Here is an 18,834-nt window from a genome sequence, read left to right on the forward strand (position 1 = left end):
TCCTTCAGGTCATCAGGTTCGTTGTCGTTGTGGTCATCCTTGCCGGGCGAGGTACTCCACCCGGTTGCGGCCATTCTGCTTGGCCAGGTACAGCCCGCGGTCGGCGCGTTCCAGGGCGGTGGCCTGGGTATCGCCGGGCTGTACCAGGGTCGCGCCGAAGCTGGCGGTCTGCGCCAGGGCGTGGCCTTCCAGCGGGATGGGCTCCTGCTCGATGGCTCGGCGCAGGCGCTCGGCCACCTGCAGCAACTCGGTCTCGTCATGCACCGCTATCAGGGCGACGAATTCTTCGCCGCCCAGGCGTGCCAGCAAGTCCTGGGGCCGCAACGCTGCGCTCATGCGGCGGGCACTTTCCCACAGCACCTGGTCACCAGCGCCGTGGCCATGCTGGTCATTGACCTTCTTGAAATGGTCCAGGTCGCAGTAGATCACCCCCAGCTTGAGGTCGCTGCCGAGCAGCTTGGCCAGTTCCAGCGGGTAGAACTGGTTGAAGCCGCCTCGGTTCCACAGCTGGGTCAACGGGTCCATCAGCGCCTTGCGCTGTTCGCGGTCCACCGCCTCGCGCAGGTTGCGGGTCTGCTGGCTCAGCATGCGCATCTGCAGATAGCCCTGGGTCAGGGTCGCCAGGTCGCGCAGGCGAGTGCGCTCGAAGCGGCTGAAGGCGCGCTGGGTCGGGTCCAGCAGGCAGAGGGTGCCGATGGGTTGGCCGTCGGCGGAGTAGATCGGCTGGCCGGCGTAGAAGCGCAGGTAGGGCGGGCCCAGCACCATCGGATTATCAGCGAAGCGCGGGTCGCGGCGGGCGTCCTCCACCAGCAACAGGTCGTCCTGGAGGATGGCGTGACCGCAGAAGGAAATGTTCCGCGGTGTTTCCTGTGCCGCCAGGCCGATGCGTGCCTTGAACCATTGGCGATCCTGGTCGATCAAGCTGATCAGCACCGTGGCCACGTTGAACAAGTCGCGGGTCAGTCGCACCAGGGTATCGAGGTAGTGCTCGGCGGGTGTGTCGAGGATATCCAGGTTCTGCAGTGCCTGAAGGCGTCGTGGTTCATCGGGATGGCAGGGGGCGGCCAGCATTGTCTACTCCTTATCCGTGGGTACCGGCGAACCAGGCGTCGCGCTTGTTCAGACGCCATGCCAGTGTACCGAGGCTGAGCCCGCGCACTGCCATGAAGGCGAGGAAGGCCAGCCAGAGTCCGTGGTTGCCGAGAAACTGTAGCCCCCATCCCAGTGGCAGGCTAAGGGCGACCGCCACCAGCATGGCATCGCGCATTTCCCGGGCACGGGTGGCGCCGATGAACAGGCCGTCCAGCAGGTAGCTCCAGACCGCGATCAGCGGCAGCAGCGCCAGGTAGGGCAGGTAGGTGTGAGCCACCTCGCGCACGGCGGTAATATCGCTCTGCATATCAATGAACAGGCCGCCACCAACGGCGAAGAACAGCGCAAAGGCCAGGCTCGCCAGCAGCGACCAGCCACCGGCCACCAGCAGGGAGCGGCGCAGGCTCAGGCGGTCGCGGGCACCGATGGCGTGCCCGCACAGGGCTTCCACGGCATGGGCCAGGCCATCCAGGGCGTAGGCGGTGACTAGCAGGCCGTTGAGCAGCAAGGCGTTGGCCGCCACCGTGGCGTCGCCCATCCGAGTGCCCTGCACTGTCAGTAGGAAGAACACCAGTTGCAGTGCCAGGGAGCGGATGAAGATGTCGCGGTTGACCGCCAGCAACGGCCGCCAGTTGCACCACAGCCGCAGCGCCGGCCAGTCGATGCGGCCAGGGTGGCGGCGCAGGGCGCCGCGGGTGAGCGCCAGGCCGATCAGCGCGCCGCTCCACTCGGCAATCACCGCTGCCCGCGCTGCACCGGCCACGCCCCAGTCCAGTCCGAGGACGAACCACAGCGCCAGGGCGATATTGGCGAGGTTGGTGCCCAGCAGAATGGCCAGGGGCGCGCGGGCGTTCTGCGTGCCGAGGAACCAGCCGACCAGGGCATAGTTGGCCAGCGCCGCCGGCAGGCCGAGCAGGCGCAGGTGGAAGAATTCGCGGGTTAGTGCGTCCAGCTCGGCAGAGGGATTCATCAGCGCCAGAGCCAGGTCGCTGAAAGGCACTGCCAGCAGCCCCAGCAGCAGGGCCAGACCCAAGGCCAGGCCCAGCCCCTGCAGCAACACCTGGCGCAGGGCGCCGCCGTCCGCGCGTCCGGCGGCCTGGGCGGCGAAGCCGGTGGTGCCCATGCGCAGGAAGCCCAGTACGCCGAGCAACAGCATGTACAGGGTGCTGCCCACCGCCACGGCGCCCAGTTGATGGGCGTGGGGCAGGTGGCCCACCACGGTGCTGTCCACCAGGGCGACCAGGGGCACGGAGATGTTCGAGAGGATCATGGGGGCGGCCAGGGCCCAGACCTTCCTGTGGGTCGGGGAATGCCGCCAGGCGTCGAGGAACGGACTCATGCAGGGCTCCAGTCAGGCGGCGCAGTATAGCGGCGCGGCGTTTCGAGAGGTGTATCGCCCCTGCCGTCATACGGATGCCACTGGAACGCCGGGCTGGTCTATAGTTCGCCGCTTATATGCACTCCCCATCGAGAGCCTGCCATGCCGAAGAAAGGACTACTTCTGGCCGTGGTGCTGAGCCTGCTCAGCGCCTGCGATTCCTCCACCCCCGAGCAAGCGGCGAGCAAGTCGCGACCTGCCGAAGTCGAGCAGGCGGCGCGCCCGGCCGTCGATACTGCGGCCCTGGCCACGCGCTACGCCGGCCGTGAGCTGAAGGTGATCGACGTATCCGAAGTGCAGCTCGACGGCGCCAGCGCCCTGTCGGTGACCTTCTCGATACCGCTGGACCCGGAGCAGACGTTCGCCGAGCGCCTGCACCTTGTGGACAGCAAGGACGGTAAGGTAGACGGCGCCTGGGAGCTTTCCGACAACCTGATGGAGCTGCGCCTGCGCCACCTGGAGCCCAAGCGCAAGCTGGTACTGACCATCGACCCCGGCCTGCGTGCGGTGAATGATGCGCGCCTGGCCGAGGAGCACATCACCCGCCTGGAAACCCGCGACCTGCAAGCCACCGTCGGCTTCGCCAGCCGTGGCTCGCTGCTGCCCACCCGCCTGGCCGAAGGCCTGCCGGTGATCGCGCTGAACGTCGACAGGGTCGATGTGGACTTCTTCCGCGTGAAGACCGAGTCCCTGCCGGGCTTCCTCGCCCGCTGGGGCAAACGCGGTGCCCTGGACGTCTGGGAAGCCCGCGAACTGCTGAAAATGGCCGACCTGGTCTACACCGGCCGCTTCGACCTGAAGCCTGCACGCAACACCCGCGAAACCCTGCTGCTGCCCATTGCCAACCTCGATCCGATGAAGCAGCCCGGTGTCTACCTGGCGGTGATGAAGGAAGCCGGCAGCTACACCTATTCCAACCCGGCGACGCTCTTCACCCTGAGCGACATCGGCCTCTCCGCCCACCGCTACAGCGACCGCCTGGATGTCTTCACCCAGGCCCTGGAAGGGGGCGCCGCCCAGGCCGATATCGACCTGGAACTGCTGGACGGCGACGGCCGCGTACTGGCCGAAGGCAAGACCGATAGCAAAGGCCACGCCGAATTGCCGCTGCCGCCCAAGGCCGAAGTGCTGATAGCCCGCAAGGATGAGCAGACCAGCTTGCTGCGCCTGTCAGCGCCTGCGCTGGACCTGGCCGAGTTCGACATCGCCGGTCCGACCAGCCACGCGCTGCAGTTCTTCGTCTTCGGCCCGCGCGATCTCTACCGTCCTGGTGAAACCGTGCTACTCAACGCCCTGCTGCGCGATGCCGATGGCCGCGCGGTGGCGGGCCAGCCGGTGACCGTGGAAGTACGCCGCCCCGACGAACAGGTCAGCCGCCGCTTCGTCTGGGAAGCCGGGGAGGGCGGTTTCTACCAGTACCCGTTGCAGCTCGCCGCTGAAGCACCCACCGGACGCTGGCAGTTGCTCTTCGATCTGGGTGACGGCAAGCCGCAGCTCTACGAATTCCTCGTCGAAGACTTCCTGCCCGAGCGCATGGCCCTGGAGCTCAAGGGCAGCGACCAGCCTTTCGCGCCCCGTGATAGCGCGCGCTTCCAGGTCACCGGCCGTTACCTCTATGGCGCGCCGGCCTCCGGCAACCGCCTGACCGGCCAGCTCTACGTGCGACCGTTGCGTGAAGCGGTGAAAGGGCTGCCCGGCTACCAGTTCGGCTCGGTGACCGAGGACGAATTGAAACAGGACATCGAACTCGACGATACCCAGCTCGACGCCGACGGCAAGACCGAGCTGAACATCGAAACCCGCTGGGCCGAGGCCAAATCGCCGCTGCAGTTGATTCTCCAGGCCAGCCTGCAGGAGTCCGGCGGCCGCCCGATCACCCGTCGCCTGGTGCAGCCGGTATGGCCGGCCGAGCGCCTGCCGGGCCTGCGCGCATTGTTCGATGGCGAGGAAACCGACGCCGACAGCCTGGCCGAGTTCGAGTTGCTGGTGGCTGACCCCGAAGGCAACAAGCTGGCCGCCGACAACCTCAAGGTGCGCCTGGTGCGCGAGCGCCGCGACTACTACTGGAACTACTCCAACAACGATGGCTGGACCTACCACTTCAACGAGAAGTACCTGAACCTCTCCGAAGAACAGGTGCAGGTGTCTGCCGGCGGCACCGCCAAGGTCAGCTTCCCGGTGGAGTGGGGCCCCTACCGCGTGGAAGTGGAAGACGCGCAGACCGGCATCACCAGCAGCCTGCGCTTCTGGGCCGGCTACCGCTGGCAGGACAACGCCGAAGGCGGCGCAGTGCGCCCGGATCAGGTCAAGCTGGCGCTGGATAAACCGGCCTATGCCGCCGGCGAAACCGCCAAAGTCACCGTCACCCCGCCCAGCGCCGGCAGCGGCTACCTGCTGGTGGAGTCCGCCGAGGGGCCGCTATGGTGGCAACCCATCGAAGTACCGGCTGAAGGCAAGCGCTTCGATATCCCGGTGGCCAAGGACTGGGCGCGTCACGACCTCTATGTCAGCGCGCTGGTGATCCGCCCCGGCGAGCGCAAGGCCAGCGTCACGCCCAAGCGCGCTGTGGGCCTTTTGCACCTGCCGCTGGAACGGGCGCCGCGCAAGCTGGCCCTCACCCTCACCGCGCCTGAGACGATGCGGCCCAAGCAGCCGCTGAAGGTCCAGGTACAGGCGAAGAACGCCGATGGCAGCATGCCCAAGCAGGTGAACGTGCTGGTGGCCGCAGTGGACGTAGGTATCCTCAACATCACCCGCTACGCCACGCCTGATCCCTTCGCCACGCTCTTCGGCCGCAAGGCGTACGGTGCTGACCAACTGGACGTCTACGGCCAACTGATCGAAGCCGGGCAGGGGCGCCTGGCGTCCCTGGCCTTCGGTGGCGACGCCGCCCTGGCCGGCGGAGGCAAACGCCCGCAGACCAGCATCACCATCGTCGCCCTGCAAAGCGTGCCGGTAACCCTGGACGACCAGGGCCAGGGCGAGGTCAGCCTGGATATTCCCGACTTCAACGGCGAACTGCGCCTGATGGCCCAGGCCTGGACCGATGAGCGCTACGGCATGGCGGAGGCCAAGACCATTGTGGCCGCACCCTTGGTAGCGGAACTGGCTGCGCCGCGCTTCCTCGCCGGTGGCGACCAGACCACCCTGGCGCTGGACCTGACCAACCTCTCCGGCAAGCCGCAGCGCCTGGACATCAACCTGGAAAGCAGCGGCCAACTGGACCTTGCCCAGAGCGGTGGCGCCCAGACTGCGCCCGTCCAGCTCGCCGATGGCCAGCGCACCACCCTGCGCATCCCGGTGCGTGCCGTGGGCGGCTACGGCCAAGGTAGCTTCAAGGTGACGGTCAACGGCCTGGAACTGCCGGGCGAGAACTTGCCGCCGTTCAGCCGCGAATGGACCCTTGGCGTGCGCCCGGCCTATCCGGCACAGCTCAGGCAGTTCCGTGCGGTACTCAAGGGCGATAGCTGGAGCCTGCCGGCTGGAACCCTGGATGCTTACGAGCCTGATGGGCGCGAGGCCTTGCTGCAACTCTCCAGCCGCCCGCCGCTGAATCTGGGTGAGCAGGTGCGCGCCCTCAAGGCCTACCCCTACGGCTGCGCCGAGCAGACCACCAGCGGTCTTTACCCGTCGCTTTACGCCGATGCCGCCTCCCTCAAACGCCTGGGCCTGGAAGGCGAACCGGACGACAAGCGCCGCAAGTCCATCGAACTGGGCATCGAGCGCCTGCTGGGTATGCAGCGCTACAACGGCAGCTTCGGCCTGTGGAGTTCGGACGGTGAAGAGGAATACTGGCTGACCGCCTACGTCACCGACTTCCTCCTGCGCGCCCGCGACCAGGGGTTCGCCGTGCCGCCGGAAGCCTTGAAGAAGGCCAGTGAGCGGCTGCTGCGCTACCTGCAGGAGCGCAGCCTGATCGAGATCAGCTACAGCCAGAATGCCGACCACACGCGCTTCGCCGTGCAGGCCTATGCCGGTTACGTCCTGGCGCGCAGCCAGCAGGCGCCCCTGGGCGCCCTGCGCAGCCTGTGGGAGCGTCGCGCCGATGTCCGCTCCGGCCTGCCGCTGGTGCAGCTGGCGGTGGCCCTCAAGCTGATGGGCGACGCGCCTCGCGCCGACCAGGCCCTCGAACTGGGACTGCGCGTGCAACGCGAAAGCCGCGATTGGCTGGCCGACTACGGCAGCCCGCTGCGCGACCAAGCGCTGATTCTCGCCGTGCTGGAGGAGCATGATCTGGCTGCCGACGTTCGCGAGCAGCGCCTGTTCGACCTGGCCGACCTGGTGGCCGGCGAGCGCTGGCTGTCCACCCAGGAACGCAACGCCCTGTACCTGGCTGGCCGTGGCCTGCTAGGTAAACCCGAGCCGAACTGGAGCGCGCAACTCACCGCGGGTGACCAGCAGCGCGAACTGAACAACCAGCAGCCGGGGCTCAAGCTGGAAGGCGCCCTGCTGGCCGAGCCGCTTCGCATCGCCTCTGGCGGCAGTGAACCGCTTTATCAGCAGCTGACGTTGTCCGGCTATCCGTTGGCGGCACCGCCTGCCGGAGGCGATAACCTCACCATTCGCCGCGAGTTCCTCGGCGTGGATGGCCAGCGCCTCGACCTCAAGGCCCTGGACAGCGGCGAACTGGTGCTGGTGCACCTGGCCATCGAAGCCAAGGAACGGGTCCCCGACGCCCTGGTGGTGGACCTGCTGCCGGCCGGCCTGGAACTGGAAAACCAGAACCTCGCCCAGAGCGCCGCCAGCCTGGACGACGCCAGCAGCGCGGTGAAGGCATGGCAGAAGTCCATGCAGAACGCCGCCATCAAACACCAGGAGTTCCGCGACGACCGCTACGTGGCCGCCCTTGATGTTGGCGAGTACGGCACTACCCACTTGCTCTACCTGGCCCGTGCCGTTAGCCCCGGCACCTACCGCGTGCCGCCGCCCACGGTGGAGTCCATGTACCGACCGAACTGGCAGGCGTTGGGCGATGCGCCGGAGCAGTTGGTGGTGAGAGGGAAGTAGGGGGAGTAGGGGAGTATTCCCCAAATTGCATCCTGGCTACGGTAGACGATGTTTCTGTAGCCCGGATGAAATCCGGGAATCGTGCGACAAGGAGGTCGTGCAATGGTCAACTATCGACGGGCGCGCGTATCCGGCGCCTGTTATTTCCTCACTCTGGCACTCAAGGACCGTCGGCGCGACTTGCTCGTCTGTTACCAGGACGAGTTGCGTCAGTCCCTGAGGCAGACCATGGTGCGATTGCCTTTCAGACTGCCAGCCATAGTGGTGCTGCCTGACCACCTGCATCTGCTGATGGAGCTGCCTGCGGAGGACGCGGATTTCTCCTCCCGAGTGCGCAGACTGAAATCGGGGTTCGTTTCGCTGCTGCGAGACAAACCTGGCGCTGGCCTGGTGTTCAACTCCAAAGGCGAGGCCAATGTCTGGCAGCGGCGCTTCTGGGAGCACATGATTCGCGATGAGCGGGACTATGCCGCCCACATGGATTACATCCATTTCAATCCGGTCAGACATGGGCTTGTGAACGCCGTGCGTGACTGGCCGCTTTCCAGCTTTCATCGCTTCGTACGGCAAGGGCTTCTCCCTGTGGATTGGGCCGGAGGTGCGGAGTTGGATGTAGCCAGTGCCGGAGAGTGAAGTCGCTCCCGGATTTCATCCGGGCTACGATCTGCCCACCCACGTAGCCCGGATGAAATCCGGGGAAGCCACCTATCAGGCGAGTCCGGATCTATGAGCAGCAGATGGCTAATGCGCCCCTGGCGATCGCCCTGGCTCGCCATCCCTCTGCTGACGGTGGCGCTGCTCTGGTCGGCCGACCGCCTGTTCCCCTTGCCATTGCCGGGCGACGACCTGGCGCGGGTGGTGCTGGCCGAGGACGGAACACCGCTCTGGCGCTTCGCCGATGCCGAGGGCGTGTGGCGCTACCCGGTCAGCCTGGACCAGGTGTCGCCCTATTACCTGGAAGCGCTGCTCACCTATGAGGACCGCTGGTACTACCAGCATCCCGGCGTGAATCCGCTGGCCCTGGCCCGTGCCGCCTGGCTCAACCTCACCGGCGGGCGCGTACTTTCCGGCGGCAGCACCCTGTCGATGCAGGTGGCGCGGCTGCTCGATCCGCACCCGCGCACCTACACCGGCAAGCTGCGTCAACTCTGGCGCACGGCCCAATTGGAGTGGCACCTGTCGAAGGATGAAATCCTCGGCCTCTACCTCAACCGAGCACCCTTCGGCGGCACCCTGCAGGGCGTCGCGGCGGCAAGCTGGGCCTACCTCGGCAAGCCACCGTCCCAACTCACCCGCGCTGAGGCTGCGCTGCTTGCCGTGCTGCCCCAGGCCCCCAGTCGGCTGCGCCCGGACCGCCATCCCGAACGCGCCCAGGCTGCGCGCGACAAGGTGCTGCGGCGTCTGGCGCAGTTCCAGGTCTGGCCAGAGGGCGCCGTGAACGAGGCCATGGAGGAGCCGGTGCTCCTGGCGCCGCGCCAGGAGCCCAGCCTGGCGCCATTGCTGGCGAGGCGACTGAACAAACCCGACAGCCCGCCGCTGATCCGCACCACCCTCGACGCTGCCTTGCAGCGTCGCCTGGAGGATCTCCTGCTGGGTTGGCGTGCGCGCCTGCCAGAGCGCACCTCGGCGGCGATCCTGGTGGTGGAGCACCAGACCATGGCCGTGCGTGCCTACCTGGGGTCGGTCGACATCACCGATGAGCGCCGCTTCGGCCATGTGGACATGATCGAGTCGCTGCGCTCCCCCGGCTCGACCCTCAAACCCTTCCTCTACGGCATGGCCCTGGACGCCGGGCTGATCCATTCCGAATCCCTGCTGCAGGATGTGCCGCGGCGCTACGGCGACTACCGTCCCGGCAACTTCGCCGCGGGGTTCACCGGCCCGGTGTCGGCCAGCGAGGCGCTGGGCATGTCCCTCAACCTGCCCGCGGTGCAGTTACTGGAGGCCTATGGGCCGAAGCGCTTCGCCGGGGAATTGCGCAACGTCGGCGTACCGCTGGTGCTACCGGCGGCCGGTGAACCCAACCTGGCGCTGATCCTCGGCGGTGCCGGCAGCAAGCTGGAGGAGTTGGTCAGCGGCTACAGCGCCTTCGCCCGCCAGGGACGCGTCGCGCACCTGCGGCTGCAACCCCAGGACGTGCTGCAGGAACGCAGGCTGCTGTCGCCCGGCGCCGCTTGGATCATCCGCCGCATCCTCGCCGGCCAGGCTCGCCCGGACCGCGACCCGCGTGCAAGGCTGACCCAGCGCCCGGTGCTGGCCTGGAAGACCGGTACCAGCTATGGCTTCCGCGATGCCTGGGCCATCGGCGTTGGCCCGCGTCACCTGATCGGCGTGTGGATAGGCCGCCCCGACGGCACTCCGGTGCCTGGCCAGTTCGGCCTGGCCTCGGCCGCGCCGCTGCTGCTGCAGGTGCATGACCTGTTGATGAACCGCGACACCCAGCTCGGCATCGCCCAGCCTCTGGACCCGCAGCCGCTGGAGGTGAGTGTGGCTGCCATCTGCTGGCCCCTCGGCCAGCCCATGGCCAAGGGCGACCCGAACTGTCGCCGTCAGCGTTTCGCCTGGACCCTGGAGGGCACCACGCCGCCAACACTGTTGGCGGCCGACCAACCCCTCGGGCTGGGGCTGCGCCAGCCGCTCTGGGTGGACGCCAAAGGTCGTCAGGTCGCGGCGGGGTGCAGTGGCGCCCAGGCGCGCGAGCTGGTGCTCTGGCCGGCGCCCCTGGAGCCCTGGCTGCCGCGCCGCGAGCGGCGTGCGGCGCGCCTGCCCGTGGTGGACCCGGCCTGCCCGCCGCAGTTGCCGCCACCGGCTGCACCGTTGTCCATCGTCGGGGTGCGCGAGGGAGACCAGCTGCGCCGCCCGTCGGGCATCGCCGGGCCGCTGCGGCTCAAACTCTCGACTCTGGGGGGTAGCGGCCGGCGTTGGTGGTTCCTCGATGGCGCGCCGCTTGTCACCACGGCGCCGGAGGAGAGCTTCAGCCAGGCGTTCCGGCGCAGTGGCCGGCACCAGCTGAGCGTGCTGGATGAGGCCGGACAGACCACTCGTCTGGAGTTCACCGTCACGGACTGACCGCTCGTTCAAGTTTTTGACGTTGGCCGCCGATATGCCTTGTTGGCAAAGAGTGGGAAAATTGTCGAACGATTTGTATACAATCGCCCGCCCTCGTCTCGACTCCAACAAGCATTCCAAGGAGACAACTCCATGCGCCTCTGGCAACGCAGCATTCAGTGGCAGCTGATCTTCAGCATGGGTACAGCCCTGCTCGCCGGCATCCTCATCGTCATCGGCATCTACTCGGTACTGATGAACCGCCTGACCGAACGTTTCCTGCTGGATGAAGCCTTGCCTGCCCGCGTAGAGGCCATTGGCAATTCCCTGGAGCGCACCCTCGCGGCGCCCATTACCGCCAACGCCGGTATCGCCGAGAACGCGCTGGTGCAGGACTGGCTGAGCGAAGGTGAAGATCCGGCCCGAGCCGAAGCCTTCGCCCGCTACCTGGAAGGTGTGCGTGCCCAGCAGAACGCCACCACCACCTCCATCGCCGTGATGGACAGCGGCCACTACTACACCGGCCAGGGCCTGGCACGCACCATTGACCGCAGCCAGCCGGAGAACCAGTGGTTCTACAAGCTGGTGGTCAGCGACCGTAACCGGGTGCTGGAAATCGACATCGACAAGGGCTCCCGCCTGCCGACCCTGTTCATCAACCAGCGCATCAGCCGCAATGGCAAAACGCTCGGTGTGTCCGGCCTGGGCTACAGCCTGCAGTCCATGTCCGAGATGATCCGCGACTTCCGATTTGGTGAGCGCGGTCGCGTGTTCCTGATGGACCGCGAAGGCCGTATCAAGGTCCACCCGGACGCCGCGCTGAACGGCAGCGCGCGCCTGGCGGATGTGTTTGGCGCGAGCTCAGCTACCGAACTGCTGGCCTCCGCTGGCAAAGCCATTCGCTTCAGCCGTGACGGCGAGGATTACCTCGCCCTGGCCCGCCCGCTGGAAAGCGTCGGCTGGCTGCTGGTGAGTGAAGTGCCAGAGGCGGAAATCTATGCCGAAGCGCGCAAGGCCATGTGGACCAGCAGCTTTGCCGGCTTCGGCGTGCTCGCCGTCTGCTTGCTGCTGGTGGTGGTGCTGGCGCGCGGGTTGGTGCGGCCGATCCGCCAGGTCACCGCGGCGTTGGTGGAAATCGGCGGCGGTGGTGGTGACCTGACCCGTCGCCTGGATGAATCCCGCGCAGATGAACTGGGCGACCTCGCCCGCGGCTTCAACCGCTTCCTGGAAAGCCAGCGCAGCCTGATCGGCGAAGTGCTGGACACCAGCGAGCGCCTGCACAAGGTGGTCGGCCAGGTGGCCCAGGTGGTGGACAACACTGCCGGTCGCGCCGGCCAGCAGCAGGAAATGACCGACATGGTGGCCACGGCTGTGCACGAAATGGGGCTCACCGTGCAGGAGATCGCCCGTAACGCCGGTGCAGCCGCCCAAGCGTCGCAGCATGCACGCGATGAGTCCCTGCAGGCGCGCCAAGTCGTGGGCGAGTCGGTGGGGCATATCGAGAAGATGTCCAACGAGATCGGCGTCGCGGCCTCGGCGGTGAGCGAACTGGCCAGCCAGGTGGCGTCCATCGACCAGGTTCTGGCCGTAATCCGCGGCATCTCCGAACAGACCAACCTGCTGGCGCTCAACGCCGCCATCGAAGCCGCCCGCGCCGGTGAGATGGGCCGTGGCTTCGCCGTGGTTGCCGATGAAGTACGCACCTTGGCCAGTCGTACCCAGTCCTCCACCGATGAAATCCAGCAGATGATCCAGCGCCTCAAGCACGGCGCCGAAACCGCGGTGCACTCCATGCACGCCGGCCAGGCCGCCACCGGCACGGGTGTCGAAGCCAGCCAGCGCACCGGCACCTCCCTGGGTGCCATCACCGATCAGGTGGAGCGCATCAGCGACATGAACCACCAGGTGGCGGCGGCGACCGAAGAGCAGTCCTCGGTGACCGAGGAAATCAACCGCAATGTCCAGGGCATCGCCGACCTGGCCCACGCCACTGCCAGCGAAGTGCGTGGCTGCCGCGAGGAATGCCAGACCCTCAGCCGCCTGGCTGGCGACCTGGCGCAACAGGTGGGCAGATTCAGGTTGTAAGGGGAGCGGGCGGCGGGACGTTGTCCCGCTTGGCGAATGAATTGGCTATGTCTGCGTTAGCGGTTGCGAGAGATTTCCCATCCGGCCAAGAGCCTTGTAGGAGCTGGCTTGCCAGCGAAACGGGGCCATTCGCTGGCAAGCCAGCTCCTACGGGCACTGCAGCTTCCTACAACACGTCATGCAGACATAGCCATTGAAATCGCCCCCAAAGGAAAAGCCCGCAGGCTGAGCAGCACCCTCTCCCTCAGGGAGTGGGCTGCGTCCTGATTCGCGAATGAACTCGCTCCTGCACGGTCAGCCTTCAGCCATCTCCAGCCGGTCCCGCCCCAGTGCCTTGGCGCGGTACAGCGCATCGTCCACGCGCTTGAAGAAGGCCTCGGCACTGCCACCGTCGCGCTCGTCGAAACAGCCCAGGCCCAGGCTCGCGGTAACCGGCAAGAACTGGCCGTCGAGTTCGAAGCCGCGATTGGCCAGGTCTTCACGGAACAGCTCGGCCAATTGGCGGGCCTGCTCCATGCTGGTGTCTGGCATCAGCACGCCGAATTCCTCGCCGCCCAGGCGCAGTAAGGCGTCGCTGTCGCGGCGGAAGAACGCGCGCATGCGCTCGCCGAACGCCCGCAGGCAGGCATCGCCCATGCTGTGGCCGTGTTCGTCGTTGACCCGCTTGAAGAAGTCGATATCCATCAGCAGCAGCGACAACTCGCCGCCATGGCGCTGGGCGCTGGCACACATCGCCGGGAACAGGTTGTTGAACTGGTAGCGGTTTCCCAGTTGGGTCAGGCCGTCGGTGCGGCTCAGCGTATCCAGGCGCTGGCGTTGTTCCAGCAACTGCAGCTCCAGGGCAATCATGGTGACGTACTCGCGGTGGCTGCGGTTCAGCGCCAGCAGCAAGTAGCTGAGGTAGAAGATGAGCGTGATCAGCTCGGCGCGCGTGCTGTCTGGCGACACACTCAACGCCACCAGCCCCGGCAGGTACAGCAGGAGGATGGCCATTATTGCGCGGCGTCGGCGCATGGCGAAGTTGAAGGCCATGGCGGTGCTGAATGCGACGGTGGCCAGGGTGCCGATCAACCTGGACGACAGGAATTCGGGCGACAACAGCACCCAGGCATGGGCCAGGCCCCAGCCGATGGACGACACCAGGATCACGCCCCAGTGACGATCCAGCCAGCTCTGGAGCTCTGGCTCGCTGCCCGCTGCGGGCGGATGGTGCAGCACGCGCGCAGCCAGCATCAGGGTAAAGAAGGCGCAGCCGGCCAGTCCCATGGCCAGGTGCTGCATGGGGGCTGCACTGAACAGCCAGCAGAGCAGCCAGGCCAGCAAGTAGTAGACGCCGCCAAGCCTTGTGCGTGTGCGGGTGTCCTGCACTTCGCGCCAGAGGCTGAATCGCTCTGGGGAATGAGGTAGATCGGCGTCGGTCATCTTTTTGTGATCACAGATACAGCAGAGGTCGGCTGAGCTTAGCCGTTCCATTGCGTCAATGACATCAGATTGATATTGCTTTCGTTTATCCCCGACGAATGAGCCAGACGCCGCAGATGATCAGCGCCAGACCGGCCAGCTTGCCCATGCTGATGGGTGCTTCGCGGTAACCGGCCCAGCCGAAGTGATCCAGCATCAGCGCCATGCTCAGTTGGCCGGCCAGCACCAGCGCCATGAACAGCAGCGCACCGATGCGCGGCCCGGCGAAGGCGGCGGTCGCGATGAACACGGCGCCCAGCAGGCCGCCGCTCCACTGCCACCAGGTCACGCCCTTGAGCGCCTCGAACGTTGGCAGGTCGCGTTGCATCAGCACCACGGTGAGCAGCGCAAGGGTGCCCACCATGAAGGACACCAGCGCCGCACTCATGACACTGGATACCTGCTTGGCGAGTTGGCCGTTGATGCCGGCCTGCAAGGGCAGGAATGAGCCGGCGACGAAGGGCAGGGCGAGCAGCCACCAGGCCTTGGGCATGGCGATCTCCGGGGAAAATAGGGGCGCGTAGTATGCCCGATCGTCGCCGGTAGTTCCTTCAAGGCCACTGCGTTTCTCCCTTGGGTATGTTGGCGCTCGGTTGCAGACCTGGCGGGATTCGACAGTCTGCGAATCGGTTGTCCACCCGCGGAAGTCCAGGCCCGCCTTCTGGCATTACCCCCGAACCTGACTACCCTTTTATTGGATATGCCTGTCCAGCTATGTACTGGGCAGGGCCTGCCTGATGAGGGAGAACACGATGGACATGAATCGTCGTCAGTTCTTCAAGGTCTGTGCCGTGGGCCTTGGAGGATCGAGCCTGGCGGCTCTGGGGGTAGCGCCCCCGGAAGCCTTCGCCGACCAGGTGCGCCATTTCAAACTGGCGCGTACTGTCGAGACGCGCAACACCTGCCCTTACTGCTCGGTCGGCTGTGGCCTGATCATGTACAGCCAGGGCGACGCGGCGAAAAACGTCGCGCAGAACATCATCCATATCGAAGGCGACGCGGATCACCCGGTGAACCGTGGAACCCTCTGCCCGAAGGGCGCCGGTCTGCTGGACTTCGTCCACAGCCCCAACCGCCTCAAATACCCGGAGATTCGCGAGCCCGGCTCCAGCGAGTGGAAGCGTATCGAGTGGGATGACGCCCTCGATCGCATCGCCAAGCTGATGAAGGCCGACCGCGATGCCAACTTCGTCGAGAAGAACGACCAGGGCCAGACGGTGAACCGCTGGCTGACCACGGGCTTCCTCGCGGCGTCGGCGTCCTCCAACGAGGCCGGCTACATCACCCACAAGGTGGTGCGTTCCCTGGGCATGCTGGGGTTCGATAACCAAGCGCGTGTCTGACATGGCCCGACGGTGGCAGGTCTTGCCCCGACGTTTGGCCGTGGAGCCATGACGAACCACTGGACCGACATCAAGAATGCCGATCTGGTGCTGATCATGGGTGGCAACGCCGCCGAAGCCCACCCGTGTGGATTCAAGTGGGTCACCGAAGCCAAGGCGCATAACAATGCCCGGCTGATCGTGGTCGATCCGCGCTTCACCCGTTCGGCGTCTGTCGCCGATTACTACGCGCCGATCCGTACTGGCACCGACATTGCCTTCCTCGGTGGCCTGATCAACTACCTGATCAGCCAGGACAAGATCCAGCACGAGTACGTGCGCAACTACACCGACGCGCCCTTCATCGTGAACGACGGCTTCACCTTCCAGGACGGCCTGTTCAGCGGTTACGACGAGGCCAAGCGCGCCTATCCCGACAAGTCCAGCTGGAGCTATGCCAAGGGTGAGGACGGCTACGTTCGTTCCGACATGACCCTGCAGGACCCGCGCTGCGTGTTCCAGCTGATGAAACAGCACTACAGCCGCTACACGCCGGACCTGGTCAGCAGCATCTGCGGTACGCCGAAGGAACAGTTGGAAAAGGTATGGAGCCAGGTTGCGGAAACCTCCGACCCGCGCAAGACCATGACCATCATGTATGCCCTGGGCTGGACCCAGCACTCGGTGGGCTCGCAGATGATCCGCACCGGCGCCATGGTGCAGCTCCTGCTGGGCAATATCGGCATGCCGGGCGGTGGCATGAACGCCTTGCGCGGCCACTCCAACATCCAGGGCCTGACCGACCTCGGCCTGCTCTCCAATTCCCTGCCGGGCTACCTGACCCTGCCGGCTGATGCCGAGCAGGACTACGCCGCGTACATCGACAAACGTGCGGCCAAGCCCGTGCGGCCGGGGCAGATGTCCTACTGGCAGAACTACGGCAAGTTCCACGTCAGCCTGATGAAGTCCTGGTTCGGCAAGTCGGCCACTGCCGAGAACAACTGGTGCTACGACTGGTTGCCCAAGCTCGACGTGCCGGCCTACGACGTGCTGCGCTACTTCGACCTGATGCACCAGGGCAAGGTGAACGGCTACTTCTGCCAGGGCTTCAACCCAATCGGCTCCTTCCCCAACAAGGCCAAGGTCACTGAAAGCCTCAGCAAGCTGAAGTACCTGGTCGTCATGGACCCGCTGGCCACCGAGACCTCCGAGTTCTGGCGCAACGCCGGCGAGTTCAACGACGTCGACACCGCCAGCATCCAGACCACGGTGTTCCGCCTGCCCGTCACTTGCTTCGCCGAGGAAGACGGCTCCCTGGTCAACAGCGGACGCTGGCTGCAATGGCACTGGAAGGGCGCTGAACCACCGGGCCAGGCGCGTACCGACATCGCCATCATGGGCGGCCTGTTGCATCGGCTGCGCGCCGCCTACGCGAAAGATGGCGGAGCCTTCCCCGACCCGATCCTGGGGCTGGACTGGAATTACTTGCGGCCGGATGAACCAGGCCCCGATGAGATCGCCCGTGAGTTCAACGGCAAGGCCCTGGCCGACCTAGCCGACCCGACCACCGGTGCCGTGCTGCTCAAGGCCGGCGAACAAGTGCCGGGCTTCGCCGTACTGCGTGACGATGGCAGTACCGCCAGCGGTTGCTGGATTTTCGCCGGCTGCTGGACCGCCGCCGGTAACCAAATGGCTCGCCGCGACAATGCCGACCCCTATGCCATGGGCCAGACCCTCGGCTGGGCCTGGGCTTGGCCGGCGAACCGGCGCATCCTCTACAACCGTGCCTCGGCCGACCCCTCCGGCAAGCCGTGGAACCCGGAGAAGAAACGCCTGGTGTGGTGGAACGGCAAGGCCTGGACCGGCACCGATGTGCCGGACTACAAGGCTGACGTCGCGCCGGAAGCGGGCATGAGCCCGTTCATCATGAACCCCGAAGGCGTGGCGCGTTTCTTCGCTCTCGACAAGATGAACGAAGGCCCGTTCCCCGAGCACTACGAACCCTTCGAGACCCCCATCGGGCGCAACCCCTTGCACCCGGAGCACGCCAAGGTCACGAGCAACCCGGCCGCGCGGGTGTTCAAGGGCGACTGGGAAGCGTTCGGCAAGGCGGCCGACTTCCCCATCGCCGCCACCACCTACCGGCTCACCGAGCACTTCCACTTCTGGACCAAGCACTGCCGGCTGAACGCGATCACCCAGCCGGAGCAGTTCGTCGAGATTAGCGAAGTGCTGGCCAAGGAACTGGGCATTGCGGCGGGTGATCGGGTCAAGGTCTCCTCCAACCGCGGCTTTATCAAGGCCGTGGCAGTGGTGACCAAGCGCCTGAAACCGCTGACCGTGGACGGCAAGACCGTGCACCAGGTCGGCATTCCGCTGCACTGGGGCTTCTCCGGTGTGGCGCGCCCCGGCTACATCACCAACACGCTTACTCCCTTCGTCGGCGACGGCAATACGCAGACACCGGAGTTCAAGTCGTTCCTGGTGAAAGTGGAAAAGGCATGAGGAGCTGAGCCATGGCATCACAAGACATCATCGCCCGCTCCGCCACCACCACGCCCATGCCATCCGTGCGCCAGATGGACGAGGTGGCCAAGCTCATCGACGTCTCCAAGTGCATCGGCTGCAAGGCCTGCCAGGTGGCGTGCTCGGAATGGAACGACCTGCGTGACGAGGTCGGCCAGAACCACGGCACCTACGACAACCCGGCAGACCTCACGGCCAACACCTGGACCCTGATGCGCTTCACCGAGCATGAGACCGAGGCCGGCAACCTGGAGTGGCTGATCCGCAAGGACGGCTGCATGCACTGCGACGAACCGGGCTGCCTCGCGGCCTGCCCGAGCCCCGGCGCCATCGTGAAATACGCCAACGGCATCGTCGACTTCAACCAGGACAAATGCATCGGCTGCGGCTACTGCATCACCGGCTGCCCCTTCGACATCCCGCGCATCTCGCAGAAGGACCACAAGGCCTACAAGTGCACGCTGTGTTCCGACCGCGTATCCGTGGGGCTGGAGCCGGCCTGCGTGAAAACCTGCCCGACTGGCGCCATCGTCTTCGGCAGTAAGGAAGACATGAAGGAACACGCCGCCGAGCGCATCGTCGACCTGAAATCACGCGGCTTCGAGAACGCTGGACTCTATGACCCGGCGGGCGTCGGCGGCACCCACGTCATGTACGTGCTGCACCACGCCGACAAGCCCTCGCTCTACGCCGGCCTACCTGACGAGCCCGCCATCAGCCCCATGGTCAGCCTGTGGAAAGGCGTCACCAAACCCCTGGGCCTGCTGGCCATGGGCGTGGTGGCGCTGTTCGGCTTCTTCCACTACGTGCGGGTCGGCCCGAATAAGGTGGAAGAAGACGAAGCGCCACGTGGCGATACGGCGGTGCACAAAGTCGACCCGAAATCGCCGAGCTGAGATAAACGCCTCCTCTCCC

At 66.0% G+C, this 18,834-nt stretch carries 10 protein-coding genes and 1 pseudogene; 7 read left to right on the top strand and 4 right to left on the bottom strand.

Annotated elements, in window-relative coordinates; all coding sequences use genetic code 11:
* Nucleotides 1–33: 33 nt before the first annotated feature.
* Together AAHM40_RS05630 and AAHM40_RS05635 are read right to left on the bottom strand one after the other, a co-directional pair.
* On the bottom strand, nt 34–1,071 hold the full coding sequence (locus AAHM40_RS05630; protein ID WP_342243787.1) for a GGDEF domain-containing protein: 1,038 nt from the start codon (nt 1,069–1,071) through the stop codon (nt 34–36).
* 10 nt (nt 1,072–1,081) lie between these two features.
* Nucleotides 1,082–2,431, bottom strand: a complete 1,350-nt coding sequence (locus tag AAHM40_RS05635) for an MATE family efflux transporter (RefSeq protein WP_342243788.1) — start codon at nt 2,429–2,431, stop codon at nt 1,082–1,084.
* Nucleotides 2,432–2,572: 141 nt separating this feature from the next.
* Here AAHM40_RS05635 and AAHM40_RS05640 point away from each other — a divergent pair, with 141 nt between their 5' ends.
* From AAHM40_RS05640 to AAHM40_RS27200, 5 genes and pseudogenes are all read left to right on the top strand, one after another.
* Nucleotides 2,573–7,477 (top strand): alpha-2-macroglobulin family protein, encoded by a 4,905-nt coding sequence (locus AAHM40_RS05640; RefSeq protein ID WP_342243789.1) that lies wholly within the window; start codon nt 2,573–2,575, stop codon nt 7,475–7,477.
* Between the two features lie 102 nt (nt 7,478–7,579).
* Nucleotides 7,580–8,110, top strand: a complete 531-nt coding sequence (locus tag AAHM40_RS05645; RefSeq protein WP_342243790.1) for an REP-associated tyrosine transposase — start codon at nt 7,580–7,582, stop codon at nt 8,108–8,110.
* Nucleotides 8,111–8,221: 111 nt separating this feature from the next.
* The gene (pbpC, locus tag AAHM40_RS05650) at nt 8,222–10,546 is read left to right on the top strand and encodes a peptidoglycan glycosyltransferase PbpC (protein ID WP_342243791.1); all 2,325 of its coding nucleotides are present in this window, start codon (nt 8,222–8,224) and stop codon (nt 10,544–10,546) included.
* Between the two features lie 234 nt (nt 10,547–10,780).
* Nucleotides 10,781–11,746, top strand: a pseudogene (locus AAHM40_RS27195) (HAMP domain-containing protein); the annotation flags it as partial.
* A 135-nt stretch (nt 11,747–11,881) separates the two neighbouring features.
* Nucleotides 11,882–12,610 (top strand): methyl-accepting chemotaxis protein, encoded by a 729-nt coding sequence (locus tag AAHM40_RS27200; RefSeq protein ID WP_446731540.1) that lies wholly within the window; start codon nt 11,882–11,884, stop codon nt 12,608–12,610.
* 294 nt (nt 12,611–12,904) lie between these two features.
* Here AAHM40_RS27200 and AAHM40_RS05660 read toward each other — a convergent pair whose 3' ends face one another.
* Together AAHM40_RS05660 and AAHM40_RS05665 are read right to left on the bottom strand one after the other, a co-directional pair.
* Nucleotides 12,905–14,032, bottom strand: coding sequence for a GGDEF domain-containing protein (locus AAHM40_RS05660; protein ID WP_342243793.1), 1,128 nt, complete (start codon nt 14,030–14,032; stop codon nt 12,905–12,907).
* An 85-nt stretch (nt 14,033–14,117) separates the two neighbouring features.
* On the bottom strand, nt 14,118–14,564 hold the full coding sequence (locus AAHM40_RS05665) for a DMT family transporter (RefSeq protein ID WP_342243794.1): 447 nt from the start codon (nt 14,562–14,564) through the stop codon (nt 14,118–14,120).
* Nucleotides 14,565–14,823: 259 nt separating this feature from the next.
* Between AAHM40_RS05665 and fdnG the strand changes: the two genes are divergently transcribed.
* Nucleotides 14,824–17,898, top strand: a complete 3,075-nt coding sequence (gene fdnG / locus AAHM40_RS05670) for a formate dehydrogenase-N subunit alpha (RefSeq protein ID WP_342243795.1) — start codon at nt 14,824–14,826, stop codon at nt 17,896–17,898.
* A gap of 11 nt (nt 17,899–17,909) precedes the next feature.
* Nucleotides 17,910–18,815, top strand: a complete 906-nt coding sequence (gene fdxH, locus AAHM40_RS05675) for a formate dehydrogenase subunit beta (protein WP_342243796.1) — start codon at nt 17,910–17,912, stop codon at nt 18,813–18,815.
* The last annotated feature ends 19 nt before the right edge of the window (nt 18,816–18,834 follow it).

The sequence above is a fragment of the Pseudomonas sp. OTU5201 genome (genome assembly GCF_038440135.1).
Classification (GTDB): Bacteria; Pseudomonadota; Gammaproteobacteria; order Pseudomonadales; family Pseudomonadaceae; genus Metapseudomonas; species Metapseudomonas resinovorans.

Bases quoted from the DNA above. Each gene is read 5' to 3' on its own strand.
- AAHM40_RS05635 (WP_342243788.1), bottom strand. From the start codon at position 2,431: ATGAGTCCGTTCCTCGACGCCTGGCGGCATTCCCCGACCCACAGGAAG.
- AAHM40_RS05645 (WP_342243790.1), top strand. From the start codon at position 7,580: ATGGTCAACTATCGACGGGCGCGCGTATCCGGCGCCTGTTATTTCCTC.
- AAHM40_RS05665 (WP_342243794.1), bottom strand. From the start codon at position 14,564: ATGCCCAAGGCCTGGTGGCTGCTCGCCCTGCCCTTCGTCGCCGGCTCA.
- pbpC (WP_342243791.1), top strand. From the start codon at position 8,222: ATGCGCCCCTGGCGATCGCCCTGGCTCGCCATCCCTCTGCTGACGGTG.
- AAHM40_RS05660 (WP_342243793.1), bottom strand. From the start codon at position 14,032: ATGACCGACGCCGATCTACCTCATTCCCCAGAGCGATTCAGCCTCTGG.
- AAHM40_RS05640 (WP_342243789.1), top strand. From the start codon at position 2,573: ATGCCGAAGAAAGGACTACTTCTGGCCGTGGTGCTGAGCCTGCTCAGC.
- AAHM40_RS05630 (WP_342243787.1), bottom strand. From the start codon at position 1,071: ATGCTGGCCGCCCCCTGCCATCCCGATGAACCACGACGCCTTCAGGCA.
- AAHM40_RS27200 (WP_446731540.1), top strand. From the start codon at position 11,882: ATGGTGGCCACGGCTGTGCACGAAATGGGGCTCACCGTGCAGGAGATC.
- fdxH (WP_342243796.1), top strand. From the start codon at position 17,910: ATGGCATCACAAGACATCATCGCCCGCTCCGCCACCACCACGCCCATG.